This is a genomic window from Microcystis protocystis FBCC-A270 (genome assembly GCF_050500235.1).
Taxonomy (GTDB): Bacteria; Cyanobacteriota; Cyanobacteriia; order Cyanobacteriales; family Microcystaceae; genus Microcystis; species Microcystis ichthyoblabe_A.
In genome coordinates this window covers 4773143-4792108 of record NZ_CP191407.1, presented here as the reverse complement: position 1 = coordinate 4792108, position 18966 = coordinate 4773143, and the positions used below count along the sequence as shown (strand labels likewise).

Genomic DNA, 18966 nt, shown 5'->3' with positions numbered 1-18966 from the left:
CGGGGTGTATTGCACGCACCCAAGACATTACATGGTGATATTTTGTTCATTAATATTAATGTCCCTTTGAGAAAAATTAACAATTTTTTCAATGGTTTTGATATAGGTTTTTTGTCCAGAGGATTGAGATTGCAAACCCTTAGCAATATTGTTAAGAATATCCTTTAAATTAGGTAAAGGTTCGGATTCTACAATGTCAACCAACTCGGTCATAATTTGGCTTAATTCGGGACTGGTTTTAGCAACAGATTCCACCTCTAGAATTGCCTGTCCATAATCTAAAGGTTGTTCGGGTGCTTTTTCAATTGCGGTGACAGTATCTGGAGAAACTTGTTTCAGGGAAGTGAGAAATTTTTCTGTTTGTTGCCAAACTTTCTCTCCCACTTTTTCACCGGTTTTCTCTAACGCTTTAGTGGCAATAATCGAACCAACTGCGATCGCTGCTCCTGTAAGAGGGTCCATAGATAAAATCGGGGTGATGAGGGTTGAGTTTATTATATTATTGGGTTTTGATTTTTTGCCACAATATAGGGATTTTAGAGATTGCTTCAGTGGTAAATTCCTGTACTGCTAAAGTAAACTTGTGGTTAAGGGAGCATTCATGATTTAGTCCTCATTTTAGCTTTCATAATTTTATTCTGCCCTATTTTTCTTAATCAGTCACAGTCCATGACACAATCACAACAATCACAGTCAAGACGGCATGGGAGAGGAAAGATCCGTGTTATCGTAAAAATGGGGATAGATGGGGGGTTTGGTCTTGCAAAATCGGCAAATAGGGATAAAATCAAAACAAGTTAATTTTTTCCTTACCATATCATGTTAACCCCATCGGATAGTAAATTATCTAAGCAGCAGCGGATTCTCTCGGCTGTTTCCGAAGAGGAACTGCTTAAACAGCAACGCATTCAGGAAGTGCTATTGTTAATAGATAGTTTATTCCAAAGAGAGGAAACGACTTTTAGGATTATCATCGACTGTCTTTACGATGTGGGTTCGTTAAATTTAATTAATAAAAAGTTTCATAGTCGTTACTTAAATTTTATTATGAAAGCGATCGCTCGTTTTTCTAAGCCTATATTCAGAATTTATGCTCTCTATTGGGTGAAAAAAAATAGCCCCAAATTAATTACTAATTGGTTGGCTAGTAAGGTTAAATTCTAGATCGATCCCCCCTTAATCCCCCCTTGATAAGGGGGGTGCCGATCCCCCCTTAATCCCCCCTTGATAAGGGGGGTGCCGATCCCCCCTTAATCCCCCCTTGATAAGGGGGGTGCCGATCCCCCCTTAATCCCCCCTTGATAAGGGGGGGAACTGACGATTTTTAACAGGTGCATCTCAATTTGGTCGAAATATCTAGATGACATTTTGGGCGCACGCAGTGCGCCCCTACCATTGGCGCAATAATATTATTGTAGGGGCGAATTGCATTCGCCCTCTTTGAACAACTTCTGCTGCTCACCTATAGGTGAGAGAAAATCAGAAATATTGAGATGCACCCATTTTTAACACCTAACCACTTATAAACCCCAGAGACAGTAATCAGCACCAAGAAAAACTGTTTTGGCAAACCCTAGCTAGGGACTTAAATTTGCACCTGTCTGAGATGACGACGGGGATCGGTGGTACGCTGAGATTTAATTTTCTCGTATAATTCCCGTTCGATCGCCGTTAATTCTTTGGGAGTATCGATGACAATTTTGACTAATTGATCGCCGCGTTGTCCTTTATTATCGATCCAACCTTTGCCGCGTAAGCGCAGGGATTGACCGGAACGAATACCGGCGGGAACTTTTACCGTCACCATGCCATCGGGGGTAGGAACTTCGATCGCTGTGCCTAAAACCGCCTCATCGGGGGTAATCGGGACTTCACAGGTTAAATTATCGCCTTCAAAAGTAAAGAAAGGATGGGGTTCTAATTCCACATCGAGAAATAGATCTCCCCGTTGTTTACTCAAGGGATCGATTAGTCCTTTACCCCGTACCCGGAGACGATTACCGGTTTTGGTTCCTGGGGGGATTTTGATATCGATCATTTCTCCGGCTAAATTAACCCGTTTTTGTACTCCTCGTAAAGCTTCCCCAAAACTCAGACGCAGTTTAGCGGTGGAGACACCAGAAGTGACGGATTGCGGTGGAGTACGAGCGCCGGCAAAGTCGTTAAAATTGCTAAAATCGCCAAATCCTCTCCCCGGAGTCCCGTAGGAATGGGAACTGGGGCGAGTACCGCCGGAGCGCCCCATGCGACCGAGCAGTTCATTGATAAAATCATCAAAGGTGCTGTACTGGCTAAAGTCAAAACCGTCGGAACCAAAGTCAACCCCCCCATTACCACCCGGCCAATTCGATCGCTCGGCCTGTTGCCAATATTGTCCAAATTGATCGTATTTTTGGCGTTTTTCGCTATCGGAGAGGACTTCGTAAGCTTCGCTAATTTCTTTAAAACGTTCTTCGGCGCTTTTATTGTTAGGATTGCGATCGGGGTGATATTTGACAGCTAATTTGCGAAAAGCTTTTTTAATTTCTTCAGCGCTGGCAGTTTTACCTACTCCCAGAACGGCATAATAATCTTTATAATCTGCGGCAGGCATCGATACGCTATCTCCTTAGCAATGGGGATTCAGTCGGAATATTCCTAATCTAACTTAATTTTATCGTTGTCAGGCTTGAATCAGTGATCAGTGATCGGTGAACAGTAACCAGTAACCGGTGATCAGTGAAAATAAAGTGCCAAAGTTTTCACTTAACACTATCTACTTAAAACTCCAATCTGATAACTGATAACTGATAACTGATAACTGATCACTGAAAGGGAAATTGCCGACGACGACGATACCAAGTTCCCACACCTACTAACAGAGCAATGAGGGTAAAAGCCACCATTAGGGGCAATATATCGCCTTTTCCCAAAGATTTTAAACCCGCACCCATCATGACAAAGGGTAAAATTCCGGGGACAGTGCCTAATAAAGTACCGATGAAATAATCGCGAAAACGGATAGAAGTTAATCCCGCAACAAAGTTAACGATACCGTAGGGAATAATCGGTAATAGACGGATAGCAAACATATAAAATAGGCCGCCTTGCTGCATTTCTGCATCGATCGCTTGCCATTTTCCCTGAAATTTTTTGGCGGTATATTCCCGGCCAATAGTACGGGTAAAAGCAAAGGCAACTATAGCGGCCACCAAAGCGGCGATCGTTGTCCAAACTGTTCCCATAACTACCCCAAAGATCGCGCCACCACTGAGGTTTAAGGGGGTAGAAGGTAGGATTAAAATTGTCCCGATCGTATAGACAATAATATACAAAATGGGGGCCATAATTCCCATTTGTTTTAACCAGATCTGTAATTGTTGGGAGTCGATACCACCGATTAGATAAACTCCCATCGCTGTGGCGATAATACAAATTATGGTTAGGATAATAACACTACTTTTAGTTTTAGACATTTAACGGTAATTTTGGGCTAAGTGCGGGTTATAAAACATAAGATGCAATAGGGGTTTATATTTCCCTATTGCCAAAAATTCAGTTAATCTCCTCGAGAACCACGATCGAAAAACCATTGACTTTATAGCGATCGGCAATTACTGCTCCTTGCTCCACAGACCAACAATTATAATTGGTTTCTGCCCAAGCTGCCGTGTCAATAAGTCTTACCCAACGATAATTATTGCCTGGGGAGGGAAGACGAAAATCCACCGGCAGATGATACATATTAATTAACACCAAAAAATCGTGATCACCGACGGCACTACCATCAATTAAAAACCAAATAGAGCGAGCATGGGCAGTTAAATCGCTAACCCCATCGGGTTTTTTAAATAAATAGGTGACACTATTGCCCGCATCGAGAACCATATCGCCATAGCGGCGCTGTTTTAGTGCTATATGATTGTTTCTTAAGTGAGCAATATAAGCGGCAAAAATAAATAAAGGATTGCGTTCTTCTTGATTAGTTCCCCTGCCAAAATTATTGTGATAAGCTTCCCGATAACCGGTGGGCAGTAGATGGGGTGAACGGGTGGCAATCATATCATAATTATTCCAAGTGGCCAGACTATCAATATTGTAGGGATTATTATTACCATTTTGAGTGCGGCCAAATTCATCACCCCAGACAGTCATGGGAACACCGCGAGATAAAAATTGAATCGTCCAAAAGTTGCGTAATCTTTGGCGACGTAAGGCCTGATCACCCCCAGAATCCCAAGAATCGTTATTATTATTGCCGCCATCGGAAGGACCAAAAGGCCAGGGATTGAGGTTATTTTTATTGTTATAACTGACCAAATCCATCAGGGTAAAACCATCGTGGGCAACAATAAAACTGATCGATTTGTGTGGTCCGCCTTGGTCATGAAAATTGTGATAATCTCCGTTCACCTGTTCGATGAATTTAAAAGTATTACCATCTCCCTTGCAAAAACGCCGGATTGCATCGCGATAACGGCCATTCCACTCGCCCCAACCCGTTGGGAAATTACCTACTTCGTAACCCCAGATATCCCAAGCTTCGGCGATCATTTCGGCATCGTATTTCTTGCCTAATTGCTCGATCTTTTCTAGCAAAGGATGTTTAGGAAAGAATTGTTTTTGCTTGCCCCAATCTTCTCGTTCATGACTAGAAGGAGTTCGACCGAGGACGGGGGCCAGATCAAAACGAAAACCATCAACTCCCATGGTTTCTAACCAATAGGTGAGGGAATCAAGAACCAGATTACAGGTGACAATATGGGAAAAGTTTAATTGATTTCCGCAGCCAGTGGCCCCATCGACTAGATAATGTTCGTCGGTGAGTTGATAGTATTCCACCACATCAAAACCACCAAAACTAACAAATCCGGTGACATCGTTGCTGCCCCAATTGCCCCCTTCTCCGGTGTGATTATAGACCACATCGAGATAAACTTCCATACCTTGGTCGTGGAAAGCTTTGACCATGGCCTTAAACTCTCTGGTGGGTCCCCCAGGGGAGCGATCATAAGCATAACGGCGATCGGGAGCGAAATAACCAAAGGTCATGTAACCCCAATAGTTACCGCCGGGGCGATCGTCGGGGTTATTATCGTTAGCGGTTTCCTGGACCGGTAAGAGTTCGATCGTGGTAAATCCCAGCGCTTTCAGATATTTGGCCATATAGCCGGCCCCCGCATAAGTTCCTCTGTACTGGTCGGGAACGTTGGCCACTTCCTCAAAACCCGTAATTCCCTTGAGAATATCTTCCAAACGACTAGCGGAGGGGTGATGACTTAAACCGCGCACATGGGCCTCGTAAATGATCGCTTTTTCGGACCCCAGACGGGGACGAGTACCGGTAGAAGTCCCATCCGGCGCGATCACAATGCCTTTGGGCGACCATTTACCCGTATCGTATTGCCGCCGGATCACTCCTTTGTAGTTCCTCCCTCCCGTGGCATAGATTCCAGCATTTTCTCCGGCCGCGATCATGGCCGGGGTTTCAAGGTCGTGGGAAAGTTCTCGCGCGTAGGGATCGAAGAGGACTTTATTGGGGTTAAAACGATGGCCGAAATCGTCCACATCTGCCTGAAAACCGGCGTTACTGTGACCTCTTTGCCATTTTTGATCAAATTGCCAATTGGAACCCCAACAGCGAAAAGCATAGTAACTGCCGTGGCCAATACCGGCGATTTTTGCCCGCCATATATCATCATTGGGGTTTTTTGTCAACCAGTAATCATACTTAGCGTTTTCTCCCGTCGGGCGATCGTAGATTTCCAGAAGAATCTGACTGGCATTTTTAGAATAGACGGCAAAGGTGACGCTATCGCCCCGATAATGCGCTCCGAGGGGATAGGTGGCATCGGCCCAAAGATGGCTATCTAGGGGGGCATAATTACCAGATTGGGGATGATTTTGACCGATCTCACTCTCCGATTTCATAAGTTTAATAAATCTCAGATTATGACTGTCTAAAGTATAGATTTAGTATGCTCTTGAATGTAAATTTTTATGACGAAATTCAACGTTTCTGGGCTTAATCCATTGACTTAGTTACTCAAATGGTTGAGGATGGGGGGGGCTGACATAGGCATAACTTTTAGCTGCAGAACTTAAGCATCTCATAAAGTTGCTCCTCCCGACAATCCTCTATCTAATTATGAGAATCAGACAAGCTGGAATCCAAAAGGCAAACAAGTCAAGGTTTATACGCAATTTTCTGCCGGTGCGACCCTTGGCGATCAAGACTTGGCTAATTACTATGAAACGACAGAGCCAGGACTCAATCTTTCCAGCCAATTATAGAATAGTTTAGACATTGTTCCCCAATATTGAGGGGTCACTGACTAACAATTTATCTGATACTCTAACCCTATCTGATCAGGATTTAGATACAATGGATGCTCAACTATCTTAGTTTTTTAGTCTTGATTAACTCAGCGATCACCATCGGAAAATCTGAACCAGGAAATAAACACCATGAAATTAGAAGACATCATTCAACAAAACCTCGTTAAACCCATTGATTCCTTAGCTGGAGACTCGGAACTTTGCCGAGAAGTTCAGACCCGTTTGCAAGTTTTCGGATTACTTCCTGCTCATGGTGTTGATGGCATTTATGGACCCCAAACAAAACAAGCCTTTGAACAATTCAAACAAAAAATCAAAGAAGGCGAATTGGATACCTTGGGAGCATCTTCGGCGAAATTTTTACTAGAACTTAAAGAATTACCGGGGGGTAATAATTTAATCTCCAAAGCTCAAGCTGAATCTATCTATGGTAATGTCATTAGCGATGGACAATTAGCAGATCTCAATTCTTGCTTAAATCGCTTTGAAATTAACACTCACCCGCGAATGTGTCATTTTTTAAGCCAAACTGCCCATGAAAGTGGTGGCTTGAAATGGATGAAAGAACTCGGTAGCGGTGAGGAGTATAACGGTCGGAAAGACCTGGGAAATATTTATCCGGGAGATGGTCCCAAATATAAGGGAGCAGGCGTTATTCAACTAACGGGACGCAGTAACTATCAAGCTTTTGCGAATTATATTCATGATCCGAAAGTGATGGATGGAGTTGACTATGTTAGTACCACCTATCCTTTTACCAGTGGCGGTTTTTGGTGGCATAACAATAACATGAATGCTCTTTGTGATCGCGGTGCAACAGTGGAAGAAATCACCCGACGAGTCAATGGTGGTCTTAACGGACTAGCTGATCGTCAAGCTTACTACGAAAAAGCGATCAAAGTTTTTCCTGTTTAACTATAAATACCTTTCTGGTGCTAATTTTGGCTCTTCGGTTTGTGCTATGCAATGGACGGGGTTATAAGAGATGAAATCCTTATAGAGAAAGACATTGCTGCGATTTTTATCAATTGTTTTTGCTCTAGAACAAACTAATCAATAGAACTCTTGCTAGATAAGGATTTAAAGGATTTAGTCGATTTATGTCACCCGATCAAACCAGACCAAGTAACGAAGAACCAAAATAGCTCTACCGAACCTAGTATGCTAAACTGATGCTTGAAAAAGGGGACGGGGAAAAGGGTTGAGATTTTGACAACAATTAAAGAATGATTATTGGGGTTTATTTAATCCATGAGTCAGATAACAAATGATCGGATTTACGAGACAGATTTCTATCAATGGACAATCGAACAAGCTCAAGCTTTAAGAGAGCAAAATTTCCAGGAATTGGACTGGGAAAACATCATTGAGGAGATCGAAGCCTTGGGACGCAGTGATTACAGTGCGGTTGCTAGTCTGTTGATGAGAGAGATTGAACATCGTTTAAAAATAGACTATGCTAACCGACCTGAGTGTGATCGCCACTGGCGCTCAGAAATGGTAGCTTTTAGGAAGAATATTAAACGACGGTTAAGTCCTTCAATGAAACCCAAACTCGAAAAAGATTTTTCTGAAATCTATCAGGATGCTGTGGAAATTGTCCTAGCTAAATATGACCTAAATCTGCCAACTACTTGTCCCTACAACCTTGAGGATTTACTTCCTTAACTACCTAGCTTATAGCAAATCTGGCTTTAAAAAGAGGGTATTGTTAGGAGTTAGAAGTTAATAGTTAAGAGTGAAGAATGTGGGGGTATAACTCCTCACTCTTCACTCCTCACCCCCTTACGAAACTAGATTTTATCAAGCGGATTTGGTAGTTGATTTTTGGTCTCGGCCACTTCTGTCCATTAGTCACATCTTTCTTAAGATTTCAAACCTTTGTAGCCCAGGACTTTAAAGACTCGTTTAACAATCTGTAATATTCCTTGTTGACACCCTTAATGACAAAGAAAAAACTGCAATCAAATCAGGATAAGGGTTGGAGTTCTTACTGACAAAATTGTTAAGAAAGATCCCTATAAGGGATAGCACTTGACAGGGGGGGATTGTGTATGTATGTTGTTATTATCCACTATTGGAGTTATCCTAGGCAACAGGAGAAAAAGCTTAAGCTTTGTGGGAATTTGCTGCTGCCTAAAAATAACTACCCAACAGAGTAATCTACAGGATTTAAAGTTTTTCAGTTCACTTTTGTACAATTGAGATAATAAACATGACTAGCACTACCTCAACCCCAAACCTTCCCACCCAAGCTCAATGGGATGCCGCTAACCAATTTTTACAAGAACTCCTCATTAATAACAATCTTGCCCAAGGCTATCTCAATATAGCCCAACAAGCTAACGGACAAGACAACGCCCCCACTAGGCTCACCGATTGGTTACAGGGGCAAGGTTATGATACCACTCCAGCCTTAATCTATGGCGCTTTAGTCGCCGTGCAAAATACCACTCTCGGGTATTGGCTAGGGATTTATGGACAGAGTTATCAACAAAATCCCCCCATTGCTGCCCCTGTTCTGGCTATTTTGCCGGATATTGACGGGAACATCACCCCCTATCTGAACGGGGTAGCACTGGTGAACTATACCTTTAAGAGCGTGGAATCTGATGGGAACTTTAATCCTATCCTATCTTGGGGCTTGGAGAGTAATAGCACCGCTGGAGAGATTACCTTTTACTATACTCCCGAAGTGAATACAGACCCTAATCCCCCCACAGGATATACAGGAAACTGGTTTCAAGGCACTTTACAAACTGGTGCAAATGCTCCTCAAGAGAGTTTCTTCGGGGCGCCCGGTTCAGCGAATGCGGAGGCTTTACCCACTGTCAGCTTATCCGAACAGGAAACAGAGCAAGAGCAATCAGAAAGTTGGTGGAAAAAGACGATAGCATGGCTCAACGCTCATCCTGCGGCATGGGTTGGAGTCGGGATAGGTGGTTTAGTTGTTGCCGTTGGCTTGATCTATGGGGGTTACAAGCTGGCGCGATGGGCTTACCAGTCTATACAACAATGCCAACAGGAGCGTGAGCAAGCGCGGCAGGAGATTAACAACGACTTTCAAAACGACTCACAGGAAGAAATTGACCCTCTAGAGCAGGGGATTAGGGTAAGGGTTGAGAATCAACCAAGACAGCGCCAACAACAAATTATCCACGAAGAAGAAGAAGAAGAATCCGATGCAGAAATTGAATCTCTAGAGCAGGGGATTAGGCAAGAAGTTCAGAATGAACAAAGACAGTTAGAAGAACAACCAGCCGAAAGGTATCCAAATGTTTTTGACAACCCACGAATGACACTTAAGGACGTTGAAAAGACCCGTATTTTTCAACAGGCACAAAACCAACTGCAAAAACCAGAACTTAAAAACTTAGATTCAGTAAGCAATCTTCAGAATCCTGATGCTTATATCCATCAGGGAGAATCGGATTTACAGGGGATTCAAGATAGTGCTAAATTTCCTAGTTATCTTAATCAAGAAGAACCTCTTTTACAATCTCTCATCTTGAGTGAGAATGCTGAAAATCAAAATATAGATCATCTAGAACAAAAGATAGAATACCCTCCCTCATATCCTCAGAGAGTGCTAGATTTACCTAAAGCAGAGCAATGGCATCTATTAAGTCCTCACTATCAACAACAATTACAAGAAAACTTAGGTAAAAGGTTAAATAGGCTGGTTTCTTTCGGGGAAAACCCCCAGCCTCCCTCTCAGTTTCAGCCTAATAATCTTGATGATAATGACCTAAATGCTTCTCAAAATCTTAATGACGGGAATTCCTCCCAAGACATTTCTGGGAATGATCTAAATGCTTCTCAAAATCTTAAGGATGGGAATTCTGGTATAGATCAATCAACTATGCTTAGTCGACCTACCATTACCCAACAACAAACCAGCCAAAAGGTAGATGTGAATAAACAAGGATCATCCTCCCAACAATCACAGCAAGGACCCTTATCTGATCAAAAAATCCAGCAGGTTGAGTCGAAAAACCAATCTAATGAGCAAAATCCTGATGATGATGATCAGTTCAGTGATGAGAGGGGAGAATAATCTGCAATCAACTCGGTACCCTTTAAGGTTTTTAAGTTCATTTTTGTAAAATTCAGAGAATAACCATGACCACCACCTCAACCCCAACCCTTCCCACCCAAGCTCAATGGGATGCCGCTAACCGATTTTTAGAAGAACTCCTAACTAATAACACTCTTGCTCAAGGCTACCTGAATATAGCTCAACAAGCTAACGGACAGGACAACGCCCCCGCTATGCTCACTGACTGGTTACACGGCCAAGGTTATGATACCACTCCGGCTTTAATCTATGAGGCTTTAGTCGCTGTGCAAAATACCGCTCTAGGCTATTGGCTAGGGATTTATGGACAGAGTTATCAGCAAACCGGAACTATCAGCACTGATGCCCCCGTCCTCTGCATTTTGCCGGATATTAACGGGAATATCACCCCCTATCTAAACGGGGTAGCACTGGTGAACTATACCTTTAAGAGCGTGGAATCTGATGGGAACTTTAATCCTATCCTATCTTGGGGCTTGGAGAGTAATAGCACCGCTGGAGAGATTACCTTTTACTATACTCCCGAAGTGAATACAGACCCTAATCCCCCCACAGGATATACAGGAAACTGGTTTCAAGGCACTTTACAAACTGGTGCAAATGCTCCTCAAGAGAGTTTCTTCGGGGCGCTCGGTTCCGCGAATGCGGAGGCTTTACCCACTGTCAGCTTATCCGAACAGGAAACAGAGCAAGAGCAATCAGAAAGTTGGTGGAAAAAGACGATAGCATGGCTCAACGCTCATCCTGCGGCATGGGTTGGAGTCGGGATAGGTGGTTTAGTTGTTGCCGTTGGCTTGATCTATGGGGGTTACAAGCTGGCGCGATGGGCTTACCAGTCTATACAACAATGCCAACAGGAGCGTGAGCAAGCACGGCAAAAGATTGAGGACGACTTTCAAGACAAACAATATGATGCTGCGGTGATTGAGCAGTGGTATGAAAAGCAGGATCAGAAGAAAAAAGAACAGGAATCCCTAGAAAATATCGAAAAAGAAGAAGAATATGATGCAGAAATTCGATCTTTAGAGCCAGAGATTAAGCAAGAGGTTGGGAATGAACAAAAACAGTTAGAAGATCAACCCCAAAATAATAAACTGGCCTCACCAAAGGAAATTAAAGCAATGATGGATCAAGCATTTCCAAAAATGGCGGAAATTTGGAACAATGCTAACAACAGTGAGGATCCTAGTGCTTTCGCTAACGCTGAAATACAGATAAGAGGGATATTGAATCAAATGTCCTCTGCTATTGAGCCTGAGCCTGACAACGGGGCTGACGACTATAAATCACCTCTGAAAAAATACATTAAAACCGGAAACTATGATCGTCTTGATCAGAACAACCCAGAACATCGGTTTATTAAAGCTTTGGAAGACATTAAGTATACAAGTCGTGATCAATGGCTGAGATCAAAACAACGTCAAGAGTTAATCAAAAATTGGGAAGAAATAAAGCCCCAGAGAATGGAAAAGCTGAAAGAAGTAAAGAGGCAGAAAGAAGAACTAAAGAACCAGAAGAATGATCAGCAAGGTTCAGAGGATCAATTTGCTGACAAGAAATTCGGCGAAAACCCCCAGCCTCCCTCTCAGTTTCAGCCTGACAATAATGCTCCAAATGCTTCTCAAAATCTTGATGATGGAAATTCTGGTATAGATCAATCAACTGTGCCTACTCCACCTAAGATTACCCAACAACCAACCAGCCAAAAGGTAGATGTGAATCAAAAAGGCTCAACCTCCCAACAATCACAGCCAAACCCCTTATCTGATCAAAAAATCCAGCAGGTTGAGCAGAAAAACCAATCTAGTGATCAAGATTCTAATGATGGTGGTGATGAGATTGAAGGTGAGGAGGGAAAATAATCTGTTGCGAGGAAAAGGACTACCCTTTCAACCCCCAAGATCCCCCCCAAGGCTGTTTCCTTCTTGGTTAAAACTTGGATTTTATAGTTCAATTCAGCGAATGTTTTCTATTAGCCTCGTCAATTTATTGCGAGGCGAGTTAACAACTCGAATCTAACAGCCCTGCCCCCAAGATAGAGGGCAAATTAGTAAATTTTTCTAACACGAGGTACACAAATGACAGCTAATCAACCGACAACCAATCCCTATACCGAAGGACAAAGTTTTCTCGCAGCAGTGATTAACAATCCTAGCCTAATAAACGGGTATGTAACGGCAATTAAAAATGGCAATGGCAATCCTCAAGCCGGAACAACTTGGTTAACACAGAATGGTTATCAAACCACTTCCCTACAAGTCTATCAAGCTCTCCTATTTGGTCTTCAAAATGAGTTAGGTTTTTGGCAGGGAGTCTATGGTTTGAGTCAACTCAGCGATCCTAGCAATTCTAACAACACCCAAAACGGACCGGTTTTAACCATCGCTATCGATTCTAATACGGGGAATGCTTACCCTATCTTGGGTGGATCCATTATTCCTACTTCTGACTTTACCTTTACCCCCGGAACGAATACCAGTCCTTATCCTAGTCTGAGCTTTACGGTTTCTCAGTATGGTTATACTTATGGTGTTAACATCACGTTTTACTACTATCTTCCTTTTACGATTTCCCCCCCCCTTCCTAACCCCATTCCTAGCAATTTTTCAGGAGGTAATTACACTGTCGAGAGCGTTTCCGGAGGGGGGACTTGGTTTCAAGGTACTATAACCATCAATGGAACTCAATGGAACTATATCGGAGAACTCGGTCAACCTGTGAGTTTTCCCCTCAGCTTTTGGACAGGATACTACGGCACGACTACTTTCACCCCCTCCGGCAGTAGTCAATCCTCTCAAGGACAAGCTTTGATTCTTCAACCCGATGGTTCTGGAGGATTTACCGTAACCGTAGGCGGAGAAACGATTCAGAATTGGACTTATAACTGCGCTCTCAATCAATTAGCATGGACCACTACTAATAATTCAACAGCAGGAAATCTGACTTTTCTTCAAGTACAACCTAGTGGTTCATCAACCTATAACGGACCCGGTTTTACCGGAACTTATACCGATGGGGGGACAACCTACACCTACAATGGAATTCTTTCCACTCCTAAATCTTTGAACCAATGGGTAGGAAGTTATGGGGTAACGGTTCTCTCTCCCAGTTCTAGTAATGACGATAGTGATGATGTTTTGGGTCCAGAATTAAATCTCTACCTCAGTAACAATTCTCCCCAAGTTCAGATCAACTTTGGCAATAATCAGATCGCTACGATTCCTCCATCGGCGATCGATTCTTTCGATCAAGCAACCAATACCTTAAGTTGGACAAGTTCCAGTGGAATTAACACATCTGGACAGATTCAATTTGGCCAACAAACTGCCGCAACGTCCAGTAGTAGTTATATCGGTAATTATTTTAGTGGAACTTTAACCTTATCTACCTCAGTCGGTAGCTTGAACGCCGGAGGTTACTCCTATAGTGGTCAAATTGGCGAGCCGCCTCCCTCCTCCACTTCCCCTGCTAAACAACCTTTTATCACATGGAAACAAATTGAGCAGGGCATTGTAATGGGATTTTTCAATGGAATGGGTATGAAGGTTTTTGAGGGTCTTTTTACTCTTTTCATAGAGCTACCGGCTAAATGGCTTTATAGCAAAATCAGTTCTTTAGTCACTAAAAAGTCAATGAATGAGGAAAATGCTCCCTCTGGGGAGGATAGTTTGAATGCTGAGGAACAACCGGAAATTGAACAAAAAAGTAGCTCAAGTGGAGGTTCAGGTGGAGGTGAATCCGAACAAGGGGGAACAGAATCAGGTTCAGGAAACGATGACGATGAGGACGACGACTCAGACAGCGATGAGGGCGGCGACACTACCACTAACACTACCACTACTACTACCACTACTACTACCACTACTACTAACACAACAGAGTCACCGAAGCCCCTCGTAATCAACGAGCAATCCCCTAACACTTCTCAGAGTGGAAGTGGTACACAATTCGAAGAACCTACAAATACAGGGGGGGGAAGCTCAAATGCTGGTCCCCCTAGTGACAATGAGATAGCTCAGGCGGGTGAAGATACTGAGCAAACTAGCGGTGATGACGATGATGATGACGATGAGGATGAGGACAGTGATATGAAAGAACTTCCATTTTATGGCGGGGGGGAGGATTTCTAAGGGCTAAACCCTTTCACTAATCGCAATAGATGGGCGAAAGAAAGTTTTTTCGCCCATTGGCAAAATTAACGAAATTGAATCACTAAAAAGGTCAAATGGTTACTTTTAAAAATAGTTATGATCCCCCTAAACAAGTTTATGGTTATGCACCAGTACCACCAGATACCGGTGAAATTGTTTACACCTTTTATCTCGTCAATTATTTCCCCAGTAACAATGGTTATAATATGTCCTATGACTTTAGTGGTGTTCTAGAAGCTATTGGTAAAGATTATAAATGGATTCAAGGGGCACAATCGGGAGTCGTTACACCGGGGTTATATAATGTAGCCAGCTTTTATTTAACCAATGGATCTGGCAATCAAACCATACAAAAGGGCAGTGTTCCTTTAATAACCATTGCCGGAACAACAATAGATTTTTGGTTTTGGTCGGGGGGTTCTACTCCCTATATTAATCTACTCACTCCTTCAGGATTTACCGAACCGACTAATAGTTCAACTGATAATGTGATTGCCTGTAGTGCCTATACAGTTAGCCTTAACGGCGGTGAGAATAGTCCAACAACTAACAATATTTTTATCAGTTTAAATCCGGATCCTTTATGGGATTGGATCGGCTATTATGGAACCACAACTTACTCCGAATGGAGCCAACCCCCCGTTCTCACAATTCAAGGCAATAATACCGGTTCATTAGAGGTTATTTTTGAGAATATTGTTATTAATAATTGGTCTTTTGATGCCTCAAATAATCAACTCACTTGGACAACCTCCGGTGGCAATGGATCCGCCGCTTCTCTAACTTTTTCCGTAGTCACTGCTAATAGTCCTAATGCCTATTCTGGTCTAAGTTTTACAGGGACTTTACAAACCGATCCTAATGGAAGCGGTGGCTTTAGTCAATCTGGCACATTTTCTGGGCAAATTGCCGAAACTTCTACGGATCAATCAGCCCAAAGTTTTCTACAATTTCTCTTAGAAAATTCATCCATTGCTCAACAGTTTAACACTGAATTAGAAACCCTTGCCACCAATGCTCAAACCCAACAACAAAACGGCGCAACTAGCACCGAAATTATTAACACCGCTAACCAAAATTTAACCAGTTGGTTTCAACAACAGGGCTATGATACCACTCCCCAAGCCCTTTATCAAGCCTTACTCCAATTTGGCTATACCGATCTGCTTTTCTGGTTAGGAGTTTATGGATTAACTGAAGTTGTTCCCCAAGGAAATATTACTCAAAATACTGCCCCTGTACTGGCTATTGTTCTTGATTCCAATAATCAAGCTATTCCTCAATTATGTGGTGTCACGCTAGAAAACTACACCTTTAATAATGGTGTTTTAAGTTGGCCAATGACCGGAGGAAATACCACCGCCGGACAAGTTCAATTCTATTATACTTCTCCGATTTCTCTGAGTTCTACCCAACCCACCGGCTATACAGGTCCTTGGTTTCAAGGTACAATAACCGTTTCCTATCAAGGAGAAACCCAAACGTTAACCTATTATGGAGAAATTGGCAATCCTGTTAGTTTCCCCCTCAAAAATTGGACAGGTTTCTATGGTGTTACTTCCTATTCTCCTTGGGCGCAACCCCCCTCTTTAACCATTCAATGTGATCCATCCGGCACATTACAGATTCTTCTCGATGGCGTAGTTATTAATAATTGGTCTTACAATGCTGTCTACAATCAACTGACTTGGACTTCTAACGTTGGTAATAATTCTGCTGCTACTTTAACCTTTGATCAAGCTACGGCAAATAGTCAAAATAGCTACTCAGGACCGACTTTTACCGGGAAATTACAAACCAATCTCAATAGTAGTGGTAGCTTCACTCAGTCGGGAACTTTTGCCGGAGAATTATCTCAACCACAGGATCTATCTGAGTGGATCGGTTCTTATGGGGTGACAGTTTTAACGCCTTCATCTTCTAGTTCTAACTCTAATTCTAATCCGATTATGGGACCAGAGTTAGACGTTTCTATGAGCGGTAATACCCCTCAAGTCTCTCTCAATTTTGGTAATAATAATACAACCACCACTATTCCCACAAGTAATTTTAATCAGGCGACAAATACCCTAACTTGGACCGGTTCTATGCCGATTAATACATCCGGAACTGTTCAATTTGGAACTCAAACCGCCCCAACTTCTAGCAGTAGCTACATCGGGAATTATTTTGATGGAACTCTCACCTTAAACGAAAAGGTAACATTTTTTCAAGCAGGAACTTATTCCTTCTCTGGACAAATGGGAGAATTTTATTATGCTAATTCAACTATTCCCACAACTTGGCAAGTTATTCTCGGAGATATTAAGAAAGTTACTGTATTAATTATCCGAATGTATCTTCAAAATAAAGCAATGGAAGTAGGTGAAGCCTTTACCGAATGGGTATTTGAGGTCATTTCGGAGATTTTCTCCTCAGAGGAAACCGCAGTAACCGCATTAGCCTCAGAAGGAATTGAAGTGGCGGATATAACCGATTATGCGACTGGGATTTTTACTAATGTTGGCACTCCCATTAATTTCTCTAAACCGCCAGAACTGATTGAACCCTCCGACCCTGGAACAACAAACGCCGGTGATGCTGGTGATGCTGCCGATGCTGCTGCCGATGCCGCCGATGTTGACGCCGATGCTGCCGGATTAGCTGTGGACGCTGATGCTGCCGTTGATGTTGGTGCTGATGTTGCCCTCGATGCCGGTGCTGATGTTGCCCTCGATTGTTTGTGGCTTTTATTTCTGTAGGCTACCAAAATCTCAAATAATTCCCTAAACAAGGCCGTAATCTTTACTGTTTTCGATCAGGCGATCGCTCTTATTTATCTCCTAATTGAAAATGCGATCGCCTTCATAGCAACCAAGTTTATTTTTTAAGTTTATCTTTTTAAAAATGGCATCTACAACATAATGAGCAAGAACATTACCAAAATTCTCGATCTTTTTATTACTGTACTCATCAGTTTTTCGCTATTCGTTAATACAGCGATCGCCTGTAGTGATGTGATGATCTCAGGTAATGGCTATACAGCCGTTGCTCGTAATCAACAGCACGAAGAAAACAGTTCGTCTGTTCCTGTTTCCTCCTCTTAAAGTGTTAGAGTACTCCCCAGAAAAAATGATCCAAAATCTGAGATAATCAAAATGTATCAACAAAATTGAATTAGTCGCCAGAAGGCATACGGAGGAGAGATAGCCTTTTCAGGCGTTGCTAATTTGAGATATGAATCTTCTCTTGTGGGATTTTTAAACCCTAGACCCAAACTAACTTTTGGATGGGTGCAAAGTTGTCATTCATACCTTGATTCAGCAACGCCCCTTTTCATTCTATTAATCAATCTAAAAAGTCCCCAAAAAATATGATAACTTCCACTCCAGTCAAAAAAAATGACGATATTAACGCCTTAAATGCGGATATTCGGGAAGTTTTATTAGAGGTTTTGCCGATAATTTCTCCTGAATTACAACTAGAAATTGCTAACTTAGTTCAACAGATTCATCATCTGAATTATTTGATTTATAAAAAAAGTAATAGCTGGAAAATTGGTTGGTTTATTTTTAACAATGATCCAACTAAATTTATTTTGTTATTAGAGGAAATTAAATATATATTGCTCATGGCAAAAACCAATAAAGTCGGGGTTGATGCTATTCGAGTATTCAGAATTAATCTAGAAAAGGAAATTAATAATAGTCGCTATTTTTTGTGGGGACATATTTTAAATGGATTTAGTTCTATCTATTCTACAAGATCAGTCCCATTCAAAATATTTTTAGGTTTATCTATTACAACTTTTTTATCTATTATTGCCCTCAAATTTTCTGCTCAAGAAATTTACATATTTGATGATAATTTACACCAGAAATCCTCTCAAAAGGAGGCACTTATTTCAAAACCATTACCTCAAGCAAACTCCCCAGTACCCATTCCTTCTAGTAGTTATTCAGAACAGTTAAAATCATCGAGTGATACGATAAATCCTAATCGGCATATATTTTATGGTTTAGTTTATGCGGCAACAGCAGGAGTGTTGGGAAGTGTTGCCAGTATTTTACTCAGAATTATCGACTTTACAGACCAAGAATATGACGACCCCCTCATTCCTTTTTTTATTGGTTTGTTTAGACCCTTAATTGGTCTAATTTTCGGTATTTTTATCTTTAGTTTAATTAGCTCAGATACGTTGATTAAAATTGATTTTATGATTACCCAGGATCAAAATTCTTCTAGTTTAATAACAAACAAAGCCCGTCAGGATTTATTTATCTTTTCCTGTGCTTTTTTAGTGGGATTTAGTGAAAGATTTGCCTCAGATTTAGTTAAAAAAACTGAATCTGGATTAATTGAAAAAGAAAAATAATTTTCTTGGCTAAATTATACGGACTTTTGCGGATTCAAGACATACAATAACAGCAGTGGGCAAAA

Annotated in this window: 13 protein-coding genes; 9 read left to right on the top strand and 4 right to left on the bottom strand. The window is 41.9% G+C overall.

Going from position 1 to position 18966, the window contains the following annotated elements:
- Positions 1 to 27 precede the first annotated feature (27 nt).
- On the bottom strand, positions 28 to 462 hold the full coding sequence (locus ACQY1X_RS23390) for a hypothetical protein (protein WP_002738022.1): 435 nt from the start codon (positions 460 to 462) through the stop codon (positions 28 to 30).
- Between the two features lie 357 nt (positions 463 to 819).
- Here ACQY1X_RS23390 and ACQY1X_RS23385 point away from each other — a divergent pair, with 357 nt between their 5' ends.
- Positions 820 to 1164: a hypothetical protein gene (locus ACQY1X_RS23385; RefSeq protein WP_123231265.1), complete on the top strand. Its 345-nt coding sequence runs from the start codon at positions 820 to 822 to the stop codon at positions 1162 to 1164.
- A 421-nt stretch (positions 1165 to 1585) separates the two neighbouring features.
- Here the strand turns inward: ACQY1X_RS23385 and ACQY1X_RS23380 are convergent, their stop codons facing one another.
- The 3 genes from ACQY1X_RS23380 to ACQY1X_RS23370 all read right to left on the bottom strand — a co-directional run bounded on the left by ACQY1X_RS23380 (position 1586) and on the right by ACQY1X_RS23370 (position 5910).
- Complete coding sequence (locus tag ACQY1X_RS23380) at positions 1586 to 2593, bottom strand: DnaJ C-terminal domain-containing protein (protein WP_002756082.1); 1008 nt, start codon at positions 2591 to 2593, stop codon at positions 1586 to 1588.
- Positions 2594 to 2804: 211 nt separating this feature from the next.
- On the bottom strand, positions 2805 to 3455 hold the full coding sequence (locus ACQY1X_RS23375) for a TVP38/TMEM64 family protein (protein ID WP_002747821.1): 651 nt from the start codon (positions 3453 to 3455) through the stop codon (positions 2805 to 2807).
- Positions 3456 to 3534: 79 nt separating this feature from the next.
- Complete coding sequence (locus ACQY1X_RS23370; RefSeq protein WP_430015198.1) at positions 3535 to 5910, bottom strand: glycogen debranching protein; 2376 nt, start codon at positions 5908 to 5910, stop codon at positions 3535 to 3537.
- A gap of 537 nt (positions 5911 to 6447) precedes the next feature.
- Here ACQY1X_RS23370 and ACQY1X_RS23365 point away from each other — a divergent pair.
- From ACQY1X_RS23365 to ACQY1X_RS23330, 8 genes are all read left to right on the top strand, one after another.
- On the top strand, positions 6448 to 7233 hold the full coding sequence (locus ACQY1X_RS23365) for a hypothetical protein (protein WP_002738520.1): 786 nt from the start codon (positions 6448 to 6450) through the stop codon (positions 7231 to 7233).
- Between the two features lie 336 nt (positions 7234 to 7569).
- Positions 7570 to 7986 carry a DUF29 domain-containing protein gene (locus ACQY1X_RS23360; RefSeq protein WP_002789552.1) on the top strand — a complete coding sequence of 139 codons (417 nt, stop codon included), beginning with the start codon at positions 7570 to 7572 and terminating at the stop codon, positions 7984 to 7986.
- A gap of 547 nt (positions 7987 to 8533) precedes the next feature.
- Positions 8534 to 10375 (top strand): hypothetical protein, encoded by a 1842-nt coding sequence (locus ACQY1X_RS23355; RefSeq protein WP_430015197.1) that lies wholly within the window; start codon positions 8534 to 8536, stop codon positions 10373 to 10375.
- Between the two features lie 65 nt (positions 10376 to 10440).
- Positions 10441 to 12258: a hypothetical protein gene (locus ACQY1X_RS23350; protein WP_430013651.1), complete on the top strand. Its 1818-nt coding sequence runs from the start codon at positions 10441 to 10443 to the stop codon at positions 12256 to 12258.
- 216 nt (positions 12259 to 12474) lie between these two features.
- Positions 12475 to 14526: a hypothetical protein gene (locus ACQY1X_RS23345; RefSeq protein ID WP_430015196.1), complete on the top strand. Its 2052-nt coding sequence runs from the start codon at positions 12475 to 12477 to the stop codon at positions 14524 to 14526.
- A 95-nt stretch (positions 14527 to 14621) separates the two neighbouring features.
- A complete protein-coding gene (locus tag ACQY1X_RS23340; RefSeq protein ID WP_430015195.1) occupies positions 14622 to 17288 on the top strand; it encodes a hypothetical protein in 2667 nt (888 codons plus the stop codon).
- Positions 17289 to 17450: 162 nt separating this feature from the next.
- On the top strand, positions 17451 to 17633 hold the full coding sequence (locus ACQY1X_RS23335) for a hypothetical protein (protein WP_002747805.1): 183 nt from the start codon (positions 17451 to 17453) through the stop codon (positions 17631 to 17633).
- A 266-nt stretch (positions 17634 to 17899) separates the two neighbouring features.
- Positions 17900 to 18901, top strand: coding sequence for a hypothetical protein (locus ACQY1X_RS23330; RefSeq protein WP_430015194.1), 1002 nt, complete (start codon positions 17900 to 17902; stop codon positions 18899 to 18901).
- Positions 18902 to 18966: the final 65 nt, after the last annotated feature.

What these genes read in the sequence shown, in the direction of transcription:
- ACQY1X_RS23390 (WP_002738022.1), bottom strand. Translation starts at nt 462, where the DNA reads ATGGACCCTCTTACAGGAGCAGCGATCGCAGTTGGTTCGATTATTGCC.
- ACQY1X_RS23385 (WP_123231265.1), top strand. Translation starts at nt 820, where the DNA reads ATGTTAACCCCATCGGATAGTAAATTATCTAAGCAGCAGCGGATTCTC.
- ACQY1X_RS23380 (WP_002756082.1), bottom strand. Translation starts at nt 2,593, where the DNA reads ATGCCTGCCGCAGATTATAAAGATTATTATGCCGTTCTGGGAGTAGGT.
- ACQY1X_RS23375 (WP_002747821.1), bottom strand. Translation starts at nt 3,455, where the DNA reads ATGTCTAAAACTAAAAGTAGTGTTATTATCCTAACCATAATTTGTATT.
- ACQY1X_RS23370 (WP_430015198.1), bottom strand. Translation starts at nt 5,910, where the DNA reads ATGAAATCGGAGAGTGAGATCGGTCAAAATCATCCCCAATCTGGTAAT.
- ACQY1X_RS23365 (WP_002738520.1), top strand. Translation starts at nt 6,448, where the DNA reads ATGAAATTAGAAGACATCATTCAACAAAACCTCGTTAAACCCATTGAT.
- ACQY1X_RS23360 (WP_002789552.1), top strand. Translation starts at nt 7,570, where the DNA reads ATGAGTCAGATAACAAATGATCGGATTTACGAGACAGATTTCTATCAA.
- ACQY1X_RS23355 (WP_430015197.1), top strand. Translation starts at nt 8,534, where the DNA reads ATGACTAGCACTACCTCAACCCCAAACCTTCCCACCCAAGCTCAATGG.
- ACQY1X_RS23350 (WP_430013651.1), top strand. Translation starts at nt 10,441, where the DNA reads ATGACCACCACCTCAACCCCAACCCTTCCCACCCAAGCTCAATGGGAT.
- ACQY1X_RS23345 (WP_430015196.1), top strand. Translation starts at nt 12,475, where the DNA reads ATGACAGCTAATCAACCGACAACCAATCCCTATACCGAAGGACAAAGT.
- ACQY1X_RS23340 (WP_430015195.1), top strand. Translation starts at nt 14,622, where the DNA reads ATGGTTACTTTTAAAAATAGTTATGATCCCCCTAAACAAGTTTATGGT.
- ACQY1X_RS23335 (WP_002747805.1), top strand. Translation starts at nt 17,451, where the DNA reads ATGAGCAAGAACATTACCAAAATTCTCGATCTTTTTATTACTGTACTC.
- ACQY1X_RS23330 (WP_430015194.1), top strand. Translation starts at nt 17,900, where the DNA reads ATGATAACTTCCACTCCAGTCAAAAAAAATGACGATATTAACGCCTTA.